Raw genomic sequence first — 14,592 nt, forward strand, 5'->3', positions numbered from 1 at the left:
CGGATGCCGAATGGCACCCGTTTCATAATTTAGTAACTATTTACTTTCATAATAATCCATTACACCAAGATAAATGGCTTTTGCGGCTTTATCACGATAACTGTCTGAAGCAAGTTTCTTCGCATCAGAAGGATTAGAGAGAAAACCGAGTTCGACGAGAACAGCAGTGATTGAATTTTCACGTATTACATGGAAGTCCCCATGCTTTACGCCACGATTCGATGTATCGATTGCTTTATAAAGACGATTTTGGATATAGGTTGCAAGCTTTTCACTTTCTTTAGCTTTAGGGGCGTATTTATTAAAATACGTTTCTGTACCATGTGCAGCATCATTATGGAAATTATTTGCGTGAACACTGATGAAACTATCAGATTTACTAGTTTCCGCAATTTCCACCCGTCTGCTTAATGAAGGATATGTATCACCTTCTCGTGTCATGACAACCTTTGCCCCAGCTTGTTCTAGATAGGTTCTTAATTTTTTACTGACAGCAAGCACCACTTCTTTTTCCACCAATCCATTTGCGGAAGCACCTGGATCAGTATCGCCATGCCCAGGATCTACAGTGATGATCTTACCGCTTATTGATGTCGGAGATCCTAGATAAGCTGTGTGGACATACCCTTCTAATCCACTCCCTTTCACATAAGCCCAATCACCATCAACGAAATAACGAGAAACCGTTGTTCCGTATTTCATTAATCCTACAGAACTATAAGAAGTATCTGGACCTTTTCTTACATTGAGCCAATCAGCCTTTATGATGCGTGTTTCCGGGCTCATTTGTGATTTCGTGACACGGAAAGAAGGTTCCAAAGAGCGAGCAACGAACAATGCGAATTCAGCACGTGTCATATCACGTTTCGGTTGGTATGTATTATCATTATATCCAATCGTCACCCCATTGTTTGCGATTTTGTTGATTGGATCGTACTGATGACTAAATGGATTGACATCTACAAAATAATACTTTTTTGAAGCTGTAAAACTGAAGGCTTTGGAAATTAAATATGACATTTCCCCGCGTGTCATTTGTCCGCCTGGACGATATGTACCATCACCATATCCTGTGATATAACCAGCTTCATATGCTGATTGGATGTAGCCAGAAGCATAATCTGTGTTTTTGACATCTGAAAAGACTGTTTTACGTTTCGTTCCGTTAAGATTGAAAGCTGAACCGATCATTTTTGCTGCTTCTCTTCTGGTTACCTTGTCATTCGGTCGATATGTATTATCAGGATAACCATTGATGATTCCTTTATTGACCAAATAATAGATTTGATCGGCATATGGATGATTGGAAGGAATATCACTGAAATTCGTTTTTGCAGAGACTTCCCCTTCCGCCCCTCCAAGTAATGCAACAAAGACTAAGAGAGACAACGCTAGACTTACAAGTTTTTTCATTTTTCCCTAATTTCCCCCTAAAAGTTTTAATATACGACAATATTAGCACACAACTATAGTTGGATAATTTTGTATCAACATACCTATCACACTTTTCGTCATATTTTGATATGAATTTTTTGTAAAATTGATTAGCTGGACAATGAATTTTCACCTATAATAGTGAACGTGGAGTGTGAATGAATATATGAAAAAAACAATCCTTGCTTTTACTATCGTCATCTTATTGTTGGAAGTTTACTTTTTAATGGTTTTTAATTCTAAACCTCAAGTAATTGATACGCTTGTAATTTATGAGAAAGATTCAGATGAGCACATCGATGCTTATCAACATTTGAGACAAACCCTGGTAGCAAATACAAATGTCGAAACAATGCCAATCAGCGTGTTAAATTCTGTTGATCTTACAAACTATGAAGTCATTTATTTGGATCCAAGTATCATAGGAAGTAAGTATTTTGACCATAGCAAGGCACCGATCGAGCATTTCGTTAAAGAAGGCGGATATCTATTTCTTGAAAATGAATTTTACAAAGAATTTCCGAAAGACTTTATTGGTGCTCGGGATTTCCAAAAAATAAAACGATTTCCAAATAAACTTAAATATCCTGCTGGTGACCGTAATGTCAGCGGAATTCAAAAGTTAGTCGAACAATTCAATCAGGATATGGCTTTTGAATCTACGAAGGAATTTGAAGGCTTGGACCTGGGAGTTGGTCTCATCCCCTCCACCGCCCAATCGATCGTATCCAATGGTGAGTTATCTTTGTATTCATTGAATGAGCACGGAGATGGAACTGTATTTTTTGCAAGTGAACTATTGCCTAACGATCATTACGTAACAAGATATGATTTCCAAAAACAATACAAAGATCAAGAAGACTTTCATTATACCTTTACAGCTGGTAACTTCTTGTTTCGAAATGAGTATATTACTTTTGTGGCAAAAGACATGTATGGTTATGCTGTTTCAAAAGTACTTGGAACTCATGGACGTCCTGGGGTAGCCATACAACATACATTGAAGGAAAACAGCGGTCTTTCAGAACAAAAGCTGGATACATTTCTAGCAAAAATTGAAAAAGAAAAGTTGATCCCTTCCCTCTCACTTCCCAAATTCTCATATTCACCAGATACTTGGAAGGAGAGTATATCTTATTTCTCCAATACTGGTAGTGAAAATCAGCTTTCATTTAATAATAAGGCAGAAAAAATGAAGATAGCAGCAGATAGAGATTCTGATTTACAGACATACCCTGACAAACTACCACTGGATGGAGAAGTCAAACTCCCATACCATGCTTATATCGACATCAAAGATATGAATGAAGATGGGGTTCAAGATCTTATCGCAGGGAGTTCGAATGGAAAGATTTATTTTTACGAAGGGTCATTAGAGAAAGAAGAATGGATTTTGCACCCAAAAGGCCCATTAAAACTTGAGACAGGACAACCAATTGATCTTGGTGATTATGCAAGTCCCCGCTTAGTTGACTACAATCAGGATGGGAACATCGATATCATTTCTGGAAATCGAAACGGAAAAATAGTCGTATTACTAAGAAATGAAGATAATGAATATGCGTTACCAGAGGAAATCATCGACGTCAAAAAGGACTATAAATACATTATGCCCGAAATTGGTGATATTGATGCAGACGGTATCGACGATCTGATCTATGGAACAGAATCTGGGGATGTCTATTTCCATACTGGGGAAGAAGCTGAAGATGAAAAAGACGACAATAATGACGTAAAAAACGCATCTCTCCACTTTTCTGAGGTAGGGCATAAACTAACAAGCAATGAGGGGAATATCAGAGTTAAAAATTTTGCTGCACCCAAACTTCTAAACTATGACAACAATGACCAACCTGATCTGCTGATCGGTTCTGGCAGTGGGTTTATAAAACGTTTTGAATTGAATAAGGGTCAATTCATTGATAGAGGTTATATGTTATCTTCAAAAATAAATCCGTTTGGTGATAACAGGTTATGGAATGGAAAAAATTCCGTGCCCGTCATGACTGATGTAGATGGTGATCAGACCTTTGACTTGATTGTTGGACTGCTCGCTTATGGGGACGAACATTCGATTGATTCGCCAAATTACCCCTATAAAGACACACTTTCAGCTCTAGCAGATAAAGCAAAGCAAAACAAAATACGAATTTACCCTCATCTGTACTTGAATACATCGAAGGATAATGAAGCGTATCTAAAAGATTTAGGAGGGTTAAAAGAAGCATTTCAAACATATAACTTCGACTGGAAACCAAGTGGAATTACATTCACAATAGATCCATTCCGTTTGAGTGAAAAGTATGATGTTTCAGAAGTTCCAAACCTTAAGGATATTTGGTGGTATGAGAAAATGGATGTTACGAATGAGGGAAAAACCAACTTATGGACTTTTCCTTTCACAAAAATGAATGAGAAAACGATAGACGATAAAGTCTATCATGAACCACATACCGGCAGGGAAAGTACATTATCAAAATTTGACTTGCCTTTCATAAATGAAATCAAAAATATTGATGAACTTGATCATTTAAGTAATTTCAAAAATTTCGTAACTGGTACGGATTATAATGTTATGACTACAGAACAGCTTTATAAAAGCATTCTAGCAACCCATCAGACGACCAGTACACTAAACTACAACCCTATTGAAAAAGTCACCTCAGATTTTCAGAACTTGATTAGGAGAAAATTACATCATACGGTTTATATTAATGAAGACGATCAAGATACGAATCATGAGTTGATCAATCCATATGAGCACTCGATAGGCTATAAGGTTGAAATGGGTGAAAAATATAAAGGATTTGTATTCAGCACCGACGCCCCTGTTTATACGAATATTGGCTCTACATTATATTTTTCTGGTAAAGATAACATCAAATTGAAATTGAAAACACAATACGAAAATGAGCCTCACATCATGCAAAGTAATGTACCTATCAGAATCGATCAGCAAAATAATAGTGTTACCATTAATTTCTTGGAAACAGGAATGCAGCAAATAAAAATATTTGCGCCAGATGGAATAAAAATGACAAGTAAAGAATGGGATGTGCAACAAAACGGAAGTACTTATATCTTAACCAGATATGGTGAAGAGACATCACTTAACTATTCATACAAATAATAGCTTAACCTCCATTATCGGAGGGTTTATTTTTATAGTAAAAATGTCACTATACAAAAATGTAGTTAGGCATTTCCTCATACTGACACTTAATTAGATAAATCTTACAATAGAGACGTTGTTTATTTTAAGGGGGTAGATTATGAAAAAGCTTTTAGCAAGTATTTTTGCAGTAACACTGTTGTTCAGTAGTTTTTCAATTGCAATGGCCAACGGGGAGTTGGATGCGTATTATGCAGACGACTTAGAAGATCATTGGGCAATGAATATCATGTATCAACTTATTGATGCGGATATTATCAAAGGTTACGTTGATTCAGATGGAGTCATGACTGCACGTCCAAACAAAGACATCACACGTGCAGAAGTAGTTGCGCTCCTTGTCAGGTCATTGGATCTGACTAGTGAAGGGAAAGGTGCAAATTTTTCTGATGTTCCAACTGACAAATGGTTCTATGATCCGATTCAAACCGCCAGTGCTTTAGGAATCGTAAATGGAGTGTCCCAAACAACGTTCGCTCCAAACCAGGACATTTCTCGCCAAGAATTAGCAACAATGGTCGTACGGGCGTTCGAATATGTACAATCCATCGATTTTACATACGGGGAATCAGTTGATTTCATTGATTCAGATACGTTTTCTTCTTGGGCCGTACCATCTATTGATAAAGCTAGTGCAGTTGGGATCATCGAAGGGTATAATGGAAAGTTTTATCCTAAAGGTACGGCAACACGTGCAGAAACCTCATCCATGCTTTTAAATGCGTTAAATAGAGAGGGAACAAATCTTCCATCAGATGATATCTTGGAAAATGTCGTATTATCTAATGAAAATGAAATATACGCGGCTTACCAGTCAGAAGATTACCAGTCGGCATATCCGGTCATCGATCGATACACTCTTGGCTTCCATAATGCTCTATTAAATGCTAGCAATGACCAATTAATCGAGTTTGTAGGTGATGGCTACAGCTATGCCTTTGAACAGATAGGAACTCCAAATACAAAGGTAGTCGGAAAGAATACTAGATTCGCAATTGTAGAGTTGACAGGGCTCAGCTATGAAATTACAACCACATACAATGGAGAGTCTGAAAGCGTACCCGATGATACGACCGAAGGAAACTACTTCTTGCGTAAAGTGGATGGAGAATGGAAAATATATGGGGTAAATCCGTTCGTCTATACGAATCAAGCTTTTAAAAAACAAGCAACGATTTATTCGCCAGTAAAATAAAAATGAAAGTGATTGCCCTTTTTAGGGACAATCACTTTTTAATTCATGCTTTGTTAGTTGGTATTGTTGATTTCTGCGAAATCAACAAAGTTGTTCTTTAACAGGATCTTATTTTAAAATTGCATTTGCTTAGAGTGATTTTACTCTCTTTTTACTATTATTCTAATCCTTCAATTTTATTTAAAAGAGTTCCTCCATCATATTGATTAATGACATTCAGCCGCTTAAGTTTAAATGGCGAGGATTCACTATTGTTAGTGCCTATTTGTACTGTGATTCCGAGCTTATAGCCTGTCTCTTTTGCAATGTTGATTACATCTTCATTGGTAGCTCCATAAGGATAAGTTATTGTTACGACCTCTTTTTGCAGTTGGGATTCAATAATCTTTTTCGATTGTGTTAAATCTTTACGAATCCTTTCTAGATAAACCTCTTTATCTTCATTTTTTCCTATTGTAATTAATGCAGGACCTTCATCTGTTTCCGATTCTATATAATAATGCGAATCAAACGTATGGCTTTGGATATCCATTACACCAGCTTTATACATTTCTTTCGTTTGTTCCCAGGTGAGATGTGGTATTGTACCTGGTGTTTTCTCTTGATCGTTGACAACTAGATATATGGTAGCGTTCATCCCTAATTCTTTCAATATCGGATAAGCATGTATGTAATTACTTTCATACCCATCATCCATTGTGATCATAATAGGCTTTTCGGGTAGTGCTTCATCAAAATGTAAAAAACGATAGAGCTGATCATCCGTAATCGTATTATAACCCGCATCCTTTAAAGCAGACATGTGTTCTTCGAAACGTTCAACAGTTACTGTGGTACTACTTGTTTCACTTTCAATTTCAGTGAAATGATGATACATCAGAATTGGAATTTCAGTATCATTAATCAGATGCATATTCGCGGAAGCTTCTAAACTATTATTCTCTCTTGGTGAATCAAAACTTACCATCATTAAAAGAACAGCGAAAATAGAACCGGTCAAAACAGACCATTTAAAAAAATCCCCTACATTACAATCCCCCATATATTCCATATTGTTACTATTTTATATGTGAATTATATCATTTATCTTCTGTCTTACAACAAAATTTTGGTAATAAATGAAATAATTTGTCTAATCAAAAAGAACCCTATCAATCTTTGATAAAATTCTCCTAGATTCTTCTCCTGGTTTTGGTAGTAATCACTTAACACATCATTTATAATGAATTGGTATTCATTTCTAATTTTTCCAATTTTGCAAAGGGGGATAAAATGGAATTTTCGAGGCAAGAAAGAAGGAGAGTATTTATTAAAGAAATTTCTACTCTCAATGAAGGAAACTATATTACGGAGAAAGAATGTGAACGCTTATTACAGGCACATAATGAATTTTATGTAGATTCCTTAGCTTATGAAAAACAAAAACAAGAGCAACAACATCAGCAAAGTGTGGTGACAAAAGATGAGGAACAGAACACACCTGCTGAACCGGCTGAACCTGTTAAGCCGGTAAAAGCTAAAAAGAAGTTGACAGTCGAAGAGGTCAGGGAGAGGAATATCACCTGGTCATTGAATCTTGGCGTTATCTTACTTCTTATCGGGGGATTGTTTGTAGCTACAAGCAATTGGGAGACGATGTCTAATTGGATGAAAAGCGGTTCCATTATACTGGTCTCTGGACTGTTTTATGGGTTAGCCTTCATTACGAAGCGTATATTGAAAATTGACAAAACAGCATTTGCATTCATTGTGTTAGGAAGTTTATTTTTACCGATTTTCATTCTTTCAATAGGGTGGTTCGAGTTACTTGGTCCCTTCCTATCCGTTTATGGCCAAGGTCGATACATACTTGGGATGAGTGGAAGCTTCTTGCTCATACCGGTTTACGGATTTTTAGCACGAGGTCTCTCATCTCGCTTGTTTGTTTGGTTTTCATATATAACTTTATCAATCTGTGTTGGATTTTTACTTGCATCCTTCAGCCTTCCAGTAGATGGGTTTTATATGGGGATAATGTTATATAATGGACTTTTGCTCGTAAACTATCATTGGTTAAAGAAACGAGAAGTGTTGAAGCTCTTTTTCAATGAACTCGTCTATTTCGCACAAATTAATCTTGTCTTCTCGACTCTACTCATGCTCTTTTTTTATGAAAACAATACGTTTTACAGCTTCAATCTATTGTTAACTGCAATATTATATTTATCTATGATTTATGTCAGCAGGCAAAAAGAATATCATTTCATATTCAGCACAATGATTGTATATGGCGCTTATCAATTGATTGAATATTCGTTTCTAGAAACATTCAGTGCCCTGTTTTATGCAGTACTAGGGATTATATTTTTAGTACTCCCTCGTTTCCTGGATGAGCAATTTCCATTGAAAAAGGTATTTCACTTAACAAGTGCTGCCGTTTCTGGCTTTGCCTTCCTTTACATCAGCTATGAAGGTATTTTATTAAGTATGAACGAGCCATCTTATCTATTGATGCTGGCATATCTTATTATTGCTGGAAATTTCATATACCTATCAAATGTTAACAAAGTGCGTTTGTTTATATATCTAAGTCCTGTATTTTTAGCGGCTTCCTTGTATGAAGTTGCATTGAAAATCGATCAATGGATACAATTCGACACATTCTTATTACCTGCATTTTTCATCGGGTTTATTTTACTTGTATGCTTTGGATATATACTTAAATTTCCTCTGCTTCAAGTAATTCGTAATAGTTCAAAAGATGTTGGAATCAGTATTATGCTGGTTACAATTATTGCAAACAGTACTTTTGACCACCCCTGGGAGCTTGGCATCCAATTTCTTTTTCTGGCCATCTCATCGTTTATTGTTATGGTTTCCGATAGTCATACCCTTTACAAAAAAATAGCTCCATTGATCCTTCCGGCTTCACTCGGATTTGCATTTACATTCTTTGGAGAAGAATTACGCAGAGCATCGATTTTATACTATACTGAACTCGGTATTTCGATGAACTTTGTGTTAGGGAGTTTGGTACTGATTCTAAGTTATTTTGCTTGGAAATCAATTGGACGAAACACACTTGCACTGTATTCCTTTTATATCGCACAAGGTTTTTACACGGTAGGTATTCTCTCAGCTTTAACCTTACCAATTAATGAAACATGGGTACGGCCGATTGTCTTGTTAGCTGGTATTGGAATTTATTATGCATTATATAAAGTGACGAACTATAAGGGGATGTCCTATGTCATAGGGATGACATTCCTTGTATGGTATTTCACTTTAGTACGCGCCTCACATCTAACATTGGAATTTACTAGTTTCACGGAATCCATACAGCTGACTCTCGGAGGAGTGTTCCTTCTGGTTATCACCGTATTGACCCGAAAAAATGAAATTATCTTATCGAACGGATTAGCGTGGGTGGCCCACTGTTATATTCCTTTTGCATTGTTGTCCACGTATATCCATTACAATGAAAGATCACTCTGGAGTTTTCTAGTCGCTGTGGGAATATACGCGGTAAGTACCTATATGGCACATACAGAGTGGAAGATCAAACCCTTGCTGTATGGAACCTTTACGACATTGTTCATGACAGTGTTTGTAATTCTGGAAACATTCCAGTACGAAGACAAGGTTCCATATGCTTTTCTGTTTACAAGTCTATTGATTGTGATTTTCTGGGAAAGCACCAACAAATTTTATAAAAGAAGGACTTCCTACTATCTTGTTCCCTTTTCTATATTAGGCGTCGGTTCTTTTCTAATAGTCGATCCATATGGATGGCTTACATTCATCTTTACTGTAATCTATTCAGTTGGATTACTCATTTTCCTACATAAAGTAAAATGGGATCTGTTCGCTTCACTTCCACTTTTGTTGATTCTTATCGGTACTGGCCGGTTTTTAGAGATGTCGGATATGGAAGCATCTTTCAAAATTCTTCTAGCAGCAGGTATCGGCATTTGCTTATTATTAAGTGGACAATTCATATACAAATCCATCTATAAAATTGAGGATGGTCGGTTAAAGCAGTTTGATAGCTACACAATTGTTGCGTTCATTTTCTTTGGGTTTTTATATACCTTACACCATGATTTGATTTGGTTGAAAGCTTTACCGGGTATCTTGATCTCGATTGGATTATGGATTCAAAGACCCCGTGTTCCCACAAGCTGGTTCAGGTTTGTTATATTTCTTTCGGGAGCATATTTGCTGCAGCCTTATTATGCTTTAGTAAACGCAATTATACTTCCACCTTTATGGAAGCAAGAAATTTATGTTTTACCGTTGATTATACTTGTGGTTTTTCTTCGCCGTTGTATGGAAGGAAGATATAAAAAGATCACAAGTCAAATCCAATGGGCAGTTCTTTTGATTGTTTCAGTATTACTTATTAAAGATGGACTGGAAAGCTCGACAATTTACGATGCGCTTATTCTTGGATCGCTTTCCCTATTATCAATGCTTACAGGAATGTTTAAACGGATAAAATCTTATTTCTTTATCGGGGCAGGTGTATTATTGCTTAACGTAATCTTACAAACCCGACCATTTTGGGGAAATCTTCCATGGTGGGGTTACCTCCTCATTACTGGTTCACTACTCATTTTCGTAGCAAGTTATAACGAGTGGCACAAGCAAAAAACGTCTAAAGGAAAATCAACCATTTTAACGGTATTCAAGGAGAAAATCATCAAAAAGATCGCACGTTGGGATTAAATAATTATTTAAAAGAAGGGCTCACACATACAAATGAACAGCCCCCTGTAAAGTAGACAGTTAAAATAATTAATAAAACGTTAAGCGGCTTTAAACCTATACTCTATAGGATTAAGGCCGTTTCGTCCTTTTTGTAATCGTTCATAATTGTAAAAGTGTATGTACTCATCAATTGCCGAAGAAAGTGCTTCTAATGTATCATACTTGGATAGATAATATTTCTCAGACTTTAAAGCCCCCCAAAAAGATTCCATCGGTCCATTATCGATACATTTCCCCACACGTGACATACAGTGTGTCATTTCAGCCTTCTCAACCCGTTTTTTAAATCCCTTTGAAGTATACTGATATCCGCGATCACTATGGATTAAAGGGTGCTGTTCCTCATTTAACTGTTTTGTAGCTTGATCCAGTGTCTTAAAATACAAGTTGATTGTTATTGGAATGCCCAAACACATAACTCACTATAGAGCCGTCATATAAATCGAGTATCGCACTTAAGTAAGCTTTCTTTGCTCGACCGTATTTGAATTCGGTGACATCCGTCACCCATTTTTCATTTGGCTTTTCTGTCGTAAATTCGCGGTTTAGAAGATTTTCACAAATATGATGTGGTGTAGAGGATTTATAGCGTTTTCTTTTCTTCCTTATTACTGACTGTATCCTGGAAATCTTCATTAAACGATAAATACGCTTGTGGTTCAACTTCTGATCGAACTTACGATTCATATTTAATGCCATTCGACGATAACCGTAGATACCGTTTACTTTCTCATGCAGGATGATCATCTCTTTGATGATTTTTTGATTGAGCCTTTCCCTTTCGGATGGTTCGCGATTCAGCCATTTATAGTAAGAGGATCGTGCGATCCTTGCGATCTCACATAGTAGTGAAATGGTATATCCCTCTTCTTCATGAAGCTGTTGAATGGCAAGGTATGTATCTTCTCCTCTTATTTGGCTTAAGTTCGCCTCCTTTCGATCTCTTCTAACTTTTTTAGGAATTTGTTTTCTGCTTTTAACCGTTCGTTCTCACGTTCCAGCCTTTTCATCTCAAGCTTGGTTTTTTCTTCCGGAGAAAGCTCATCTTCTGTTTTCTGCTTTCCTCGTTTGTCTATGAGTGCATCTTCTCCGCCACTTTCATACTTCTTAACCCATTGATAAACTTGTTGATAGGAGACTTCATATACTTCTGAAGTCCTGTTATAGTCTTTACCATTCTCTAAACAATAGAACACAATTTGTTTTCGCTCTTCCCAGGTGGTCTTTCTTCCTTTAGTCATAGAGAGTGACATTCCTTTCCCCGTATCCTCTAATCTCTTATGACTATTATAATGGTTAACCCATCGCATGAGCAGACTTCTGCTTGAAATGTGATGCCTTTTAATAATTTCATCCTGAGAGTAGTTACCTGATAAATAGTCTCTTACAGCTGCTTCCTTATCTTCTCCCGAATAAGGTTTCCAGCCTTTTGATGTTTCCAGCCCTTGTATACCAAGTTCGGTATAGCGATCGATCCATTTATAAAAAGAGGTTTTTGTAATTGTAAATTTGGAACAGATTTCTTTAATGGTTAAGTTCCCTTGTTCATAAGCTCTTATAACTTTAAGCTTAAATTCTACAGAGTAGTATTGTCTGGCCATAAAAAACTCCCCTAGGTAAACAGATTTTGTTTTTCATCTGTCTACCTTTAGGGGAGCATATCAAAATTGTGTCAGCCCTTTATTATTTAGTATATTTTTATACTTGAAATTCATTTGGGCGTTCATTTATTTTATCGAAGTGATACAGGATCGCTTCAACAATGCGACGCGATGCTTCTCCATCTCCATAAGGATTCGAGGCTTTTGACATTTTTTCATAAGCTGTTTGTTCAGTTAGAAGTTCATTTGCAAGCTGATAAATATTGTCTTCTTCTACCCCTGCCAACTTGAGTGTACCTGCTTCAATTCCCTCAGGTCTTTCCGTCGTATCCCTTAGTACAAGAACTGGAACTCCTAAAGAAGGCGCTTCCTCTTGTATTCCACCAGAATCTGTGAGAATAATATGAGCTCTGGAAGCTAAATTATGAAAATCGATGACACCTAGAGGTTCGATGAGATGAATCCGCTCATGGCCGCCTAAAATATCCTGGGCGACCTCACGAACTGCCGGGTTAAGATGGACGGGATAAACCACCTGAGTATCCTTATGCTCATCCACTATTCGGCGGATAGCTGAGAACATCTGGCGCATAGGTTCGCCAAGGTTTTCTCTACGATGGGCCGTCATCAAAATTAGACGGTCATCCTTTAATTTTTCCAGTACTTGATGCTGATAATTCTCTTGGACAGTCGTTTTTAAAGCATCAATCGCTGTGTTACCTGTAATGTAGATATCCTCTTGTTTTTTGTTTTCCTTAAGAAGATTGGCTGCTGAATTGTTTGTAGGTGCGAAGTGCAAATCTGCAAGGACACCTGTCAATAACCGATTCATTTCTTCTGGGTATGGGGAATATTTGTTACCCGTTCTTAAGCCTGCCTCTACATGTCCGACGGCGATTTGATTGTAAAATGCAGCCAGGCTTGCCACAAAAGAGGTTGTAGTATCTCCATGTACCAAAACAATATCCGGCTGAGCTTCTTTTAGCACTCCATCAAGGCCCTCTAATGCGCGATTTGTTACTTCCATCAAACTTTGACGTTGTTTCATGATATTCAAATCATAATCCGGAGTTACTTCAAATATCTCCAATACTTGATCAAGCATTTCTCTATGTTGTGCTGTCACCGTTACGATCGATTCAATTTCATCAGGATATTTTTCCAATTCAAGAACAAGCGGACACATCTTGATCGCTTCAGGTCTTGTCCCGAAAATCGTCATGACTTTAATCTTTCTATCCATACGGTTTTCCCCCTAACTTTCAACTATTTTCAATGGTACTTTTTCACATTACTTAGGTCAATTTTTTCTGAATTAAGTTGTGACTTAATTCAGTTGTCGGAATTTCTTATATATAAGGTGGTGTGCTAATAATACTCCTAAGATGGCTCCTGCACTATCTAAAATAACATCCTCGACATGAGGAGATCTTTGCACGGTGAACCCCTGGTGAATTTCATCGGAAGCAGCATAAATACTTGTCAGTAGCCATGAATAAAAAATGATTGGTTTTCTTGTTTTAATGGTGATTCTTAATGCCCTGTAGATGAGGAAGGCCAGAATTAAATATACCGTCACATGAGCCCCTTTTCGGATGAAAAACTCTATGTATCCCGCTTCACCTAGCCGATTGACACTTACTTCTTCGCCAGCATAATTAAAAGCCAGTTCAGAAAAATAAGTGGAAAACCATCCGAGTTCCACAGTATCAAGGAGCAATGGTTTGATATCTTGATCACTATATGGTTGGGATGAAGAATAAAAGATCATTCCCATCCATAATAGCACTGGACCCCAAAAAAGTAATAGTTTCTTCATTTCCATCCCTCTGTATCTCATTCTAAGGCAATATCGCTTTCTTCATCTTATCATAGCACCCAACCGTATTCATTTGACATTAATAATTTTCATAACAAATCTTTTTTTGCTATTTTAAAGAAAAAAGGAAAACCTTTTGGTAAGTGAACCGTATATAGTTATGTAGAGGTTAATTTGTTAGAAAAAGGAGCGTAAAATATAATGAAAACATATAAAGTTCTTCAGTGGGTGACAGGAGGGTGTGAAGCTTTCCTTGCGATTCCATTCATTGGTGGGACATTCGTATTAGCAAATTGGTACATCCCGTTGTTTGTAATGTTAGGCCTTCATATTGTTACACTTGTATATGTCAACAAGGAAGCCAAAATTGGTTTTCAACGAGTCGGAAGCATTTTCGGGGTCATCACTTCATGTATAGCATGGATCCCTGTAGTAGGCTGGCTCATGCACAGCATTACAGCCATCATTCTATTGATCAGCGCCGCACGGAAAGACAAAGATGAAGACGAAGTAGAAGTGATCGGATAGCCGGTGCCAGGCATCATTTAAGAACGCAGTCATACCAAGGGGTTTGAAACGGTGCCTGGCACCAATTAAGAACGCAGTTATACCAAGCGTTTCA

The 14,592-nt window shown here is 37.1% G+C and carries 8 protein-coding genes and 1 pseudogene; 4 read left to right on the forward strand and 5 right to left on the reverse strand.

The features are described from left to right. Window positions 1-36: 36 nt before the first annotated feature. The gene (locus KOL94_RS13960; RefSeq protein ID WP_221567013.1) at window positions 37-1,413 is read right to left on the reverse strand and encodes an N-acetylmuramoyl-L-alanine amidase; all 1,377 of its coding nucleotides are present in this window, start codon (window positions 1,411-1,413) and stop codon (window positions 37-39) included. A 187-nt stretch (window positions 1,414-1,600) separates the two neighbouring features. Here KOL94_RS13960 and KOL94_RS13965 point away from each other — a divergent pair, with 187 nt between their 5' ends. Together KOL94_RS13965 and KOL94_RS13970 are read left to right on the forward strand one after the other, a co-directional pair. Beyond that, the gene (locus tag KOL94_RS13965; RefSeq protein ID WP_221567014.1) at window positions 1,601-4,564 is read left to right on the forward strand and encodes an FG-GAP repeat domain-containing protein; all 2,964 of its coding nucleotides are present in this window, start codon (window positions 1,601-1,603) and stop codon (window positions 4,562-4,564) included. Between the two features lie 142 nt (window positions 4,565-4,706). Beyond that, window positions 4,707-5,801: an S-layer homology domain-containing protein gene (locus KOL94_RS13970; RefSeq protein ID WP_221567015.1), complete on the forward strand. Its 1,095-nt coding sequence runs from the start codon at window positions 4,707-4,709 to the stop codon at window positions 5,799-5,801. Window positions 5,802-5,958: 157 nt separating this feature from the next. Here the strand turns inward: KOL94_RS13970 and KOL94_RS13975 are convergent, their stop codons facing one another. Further along, entirely contained in the window at window positions 5,959-6,852 is an 894-nt protein-coding gene (locus KOL94_RS13975) for a polysaccharide deacetylase family protein (RefSeq protein WP_221567016.1), read from the reverse strand. 221 nt (window positions 6,853-7,073) lie between these two features. On the opposite strand from KOL94_RS13975, the gene KOL94_RS13980 reads away from it, so the two are divergent. After that, on the forward strand, window positions 7,074-10,508 hold the full coding sequence (locus KOL94_RS13980) for a DUF2157 domain-containing protein (protein ID WP_221567017.1): 3,435 nt from the start codon (window positions 7,074-7,076) through the stop codon (window positions 10,506-10,508). Between the two features lie 80 nt (window positions 10,509-10,588). On the opposite strand, the pseudogene KOL94_RS13985 reads toward KOL94_RS13980, so the two are convergent. The 3 genes and pseudogenes from KOL94_RS13985 to KOL94_RS13995 all read right to left on the reverse strand — a co-directional run bounded on the left by KOL94_RS13985 (window position 10,589) and on the right by KOL94_RS13995 (window position 13,940). Then, window positions 10,589-12,151 (reverse strand): annotated as a pseudogene (locus tag KOL94_RS13985) (IS3 family transposase). A gap of 97 nt (window positions 12,152-12,248) precedes the next feature. Beyond that, window positions 12,249-13,394 (reverse strand): non-hydrolyzing UDP-N-acetylglucosamine 2-epimerase, encoded by a 1,146-nt coding sequence (gene wecB / locus KOL94_RS13990; RefSeq protein ID WP_221567018.1) that lies wholly within the window; start codon window positions 13,392-13,394, stop codon window positions 12,249-12,251. Between the two features lie 84 nt (window positions 13,395-13,478). Next, entirely contained in the window at window positions 13,479-13,940 is a 462-nt protein-coding gene (locus KOL94_RS13995; protein WP_311775144.1) for a VanZ family protein, read from the reverse strand. A gap of 231 nt (window positions 13,941-14,171) precedes the next feature. Here KOL94_RS13995 and KOL94_RS14000 point away from each other — a divergent pair, with 231 nt between their 5' ends. Next, the gene (locus tag KOL94_RS14000; RefSeq protein WP_221567020.1) at window positions 14,172-14,498 is read left to right on the forward strand and encodes a hypothetical protein; all 327 of its coding nucleotides are present in this window, start codon (window positions 14,172-14,174) and stop codon (window positions 14,496-14,498) included. Window positions 14,499-14,592 lie beyond the last annotated feature (94 nt).

This window comes from Alkalihalobacillus sp. TS-13 (assembly GCF_019720915.1).
Classification (GTDB): Bacteria; Bacillota; Bacilli; order Bacillales; family Fictibacillaceae; genus Pseudalkalibacillus.

Excerpts from the sequence above, each read along its gene's own strand:
- KOL94_RS13960 (WP_221567013.1), bottom strand. The coding sequence starts at position 1,413 with ATGAAAAAACTTGTAAGTCTAGCGTTGTCTCTCTTAGTCTTTGTTGCA.
- KOL94_RS13965 (WP_221567014.1), top strand. The coding sequence starts at position 1,601 with ATGAAAAAAACAATCCTTGCTTTTACTATCGTCATCTTATTGTTGGAA.
- KOL94_RS13970 (WP_221567015.1), top strand. The coding sequence starts at position 4,707 with ATGAAAAAGCTTTTAGCAAGTATTTTTGCAGTAACACTGTTGTTCAGT.
- KOL94_RS13975 (WP_221567016.1), bottom strand. The coding sequence starts at position 6,852 with ATGGAATATATGGGGGATTGTAATGTAGGGGATTTTTTTAAATGGTCT.
- KOL94_RS13980 (WP_221567017.1), top strand. The coding sequence starts at position 7,074 with ATGGAATTTTCGAGGCAAGAAAGAAGGAGAGTATTTATTAAAGAAATT.
- wecB (WP_221567018.1), bottom strand. The coding sequence starts at position 13,394 with ATGGATAGAAAGATTAAAGTCATGACGATTTTCGGGACAAGACCTGAA.
- KOL94_RS14000 (WP_221567020.1), top strand. The coding sequence starts at position 14,172 with ATGAAAACATATAAAGTTCTTCAGTGGGTGACAGGAGGGTGTGAAGCT.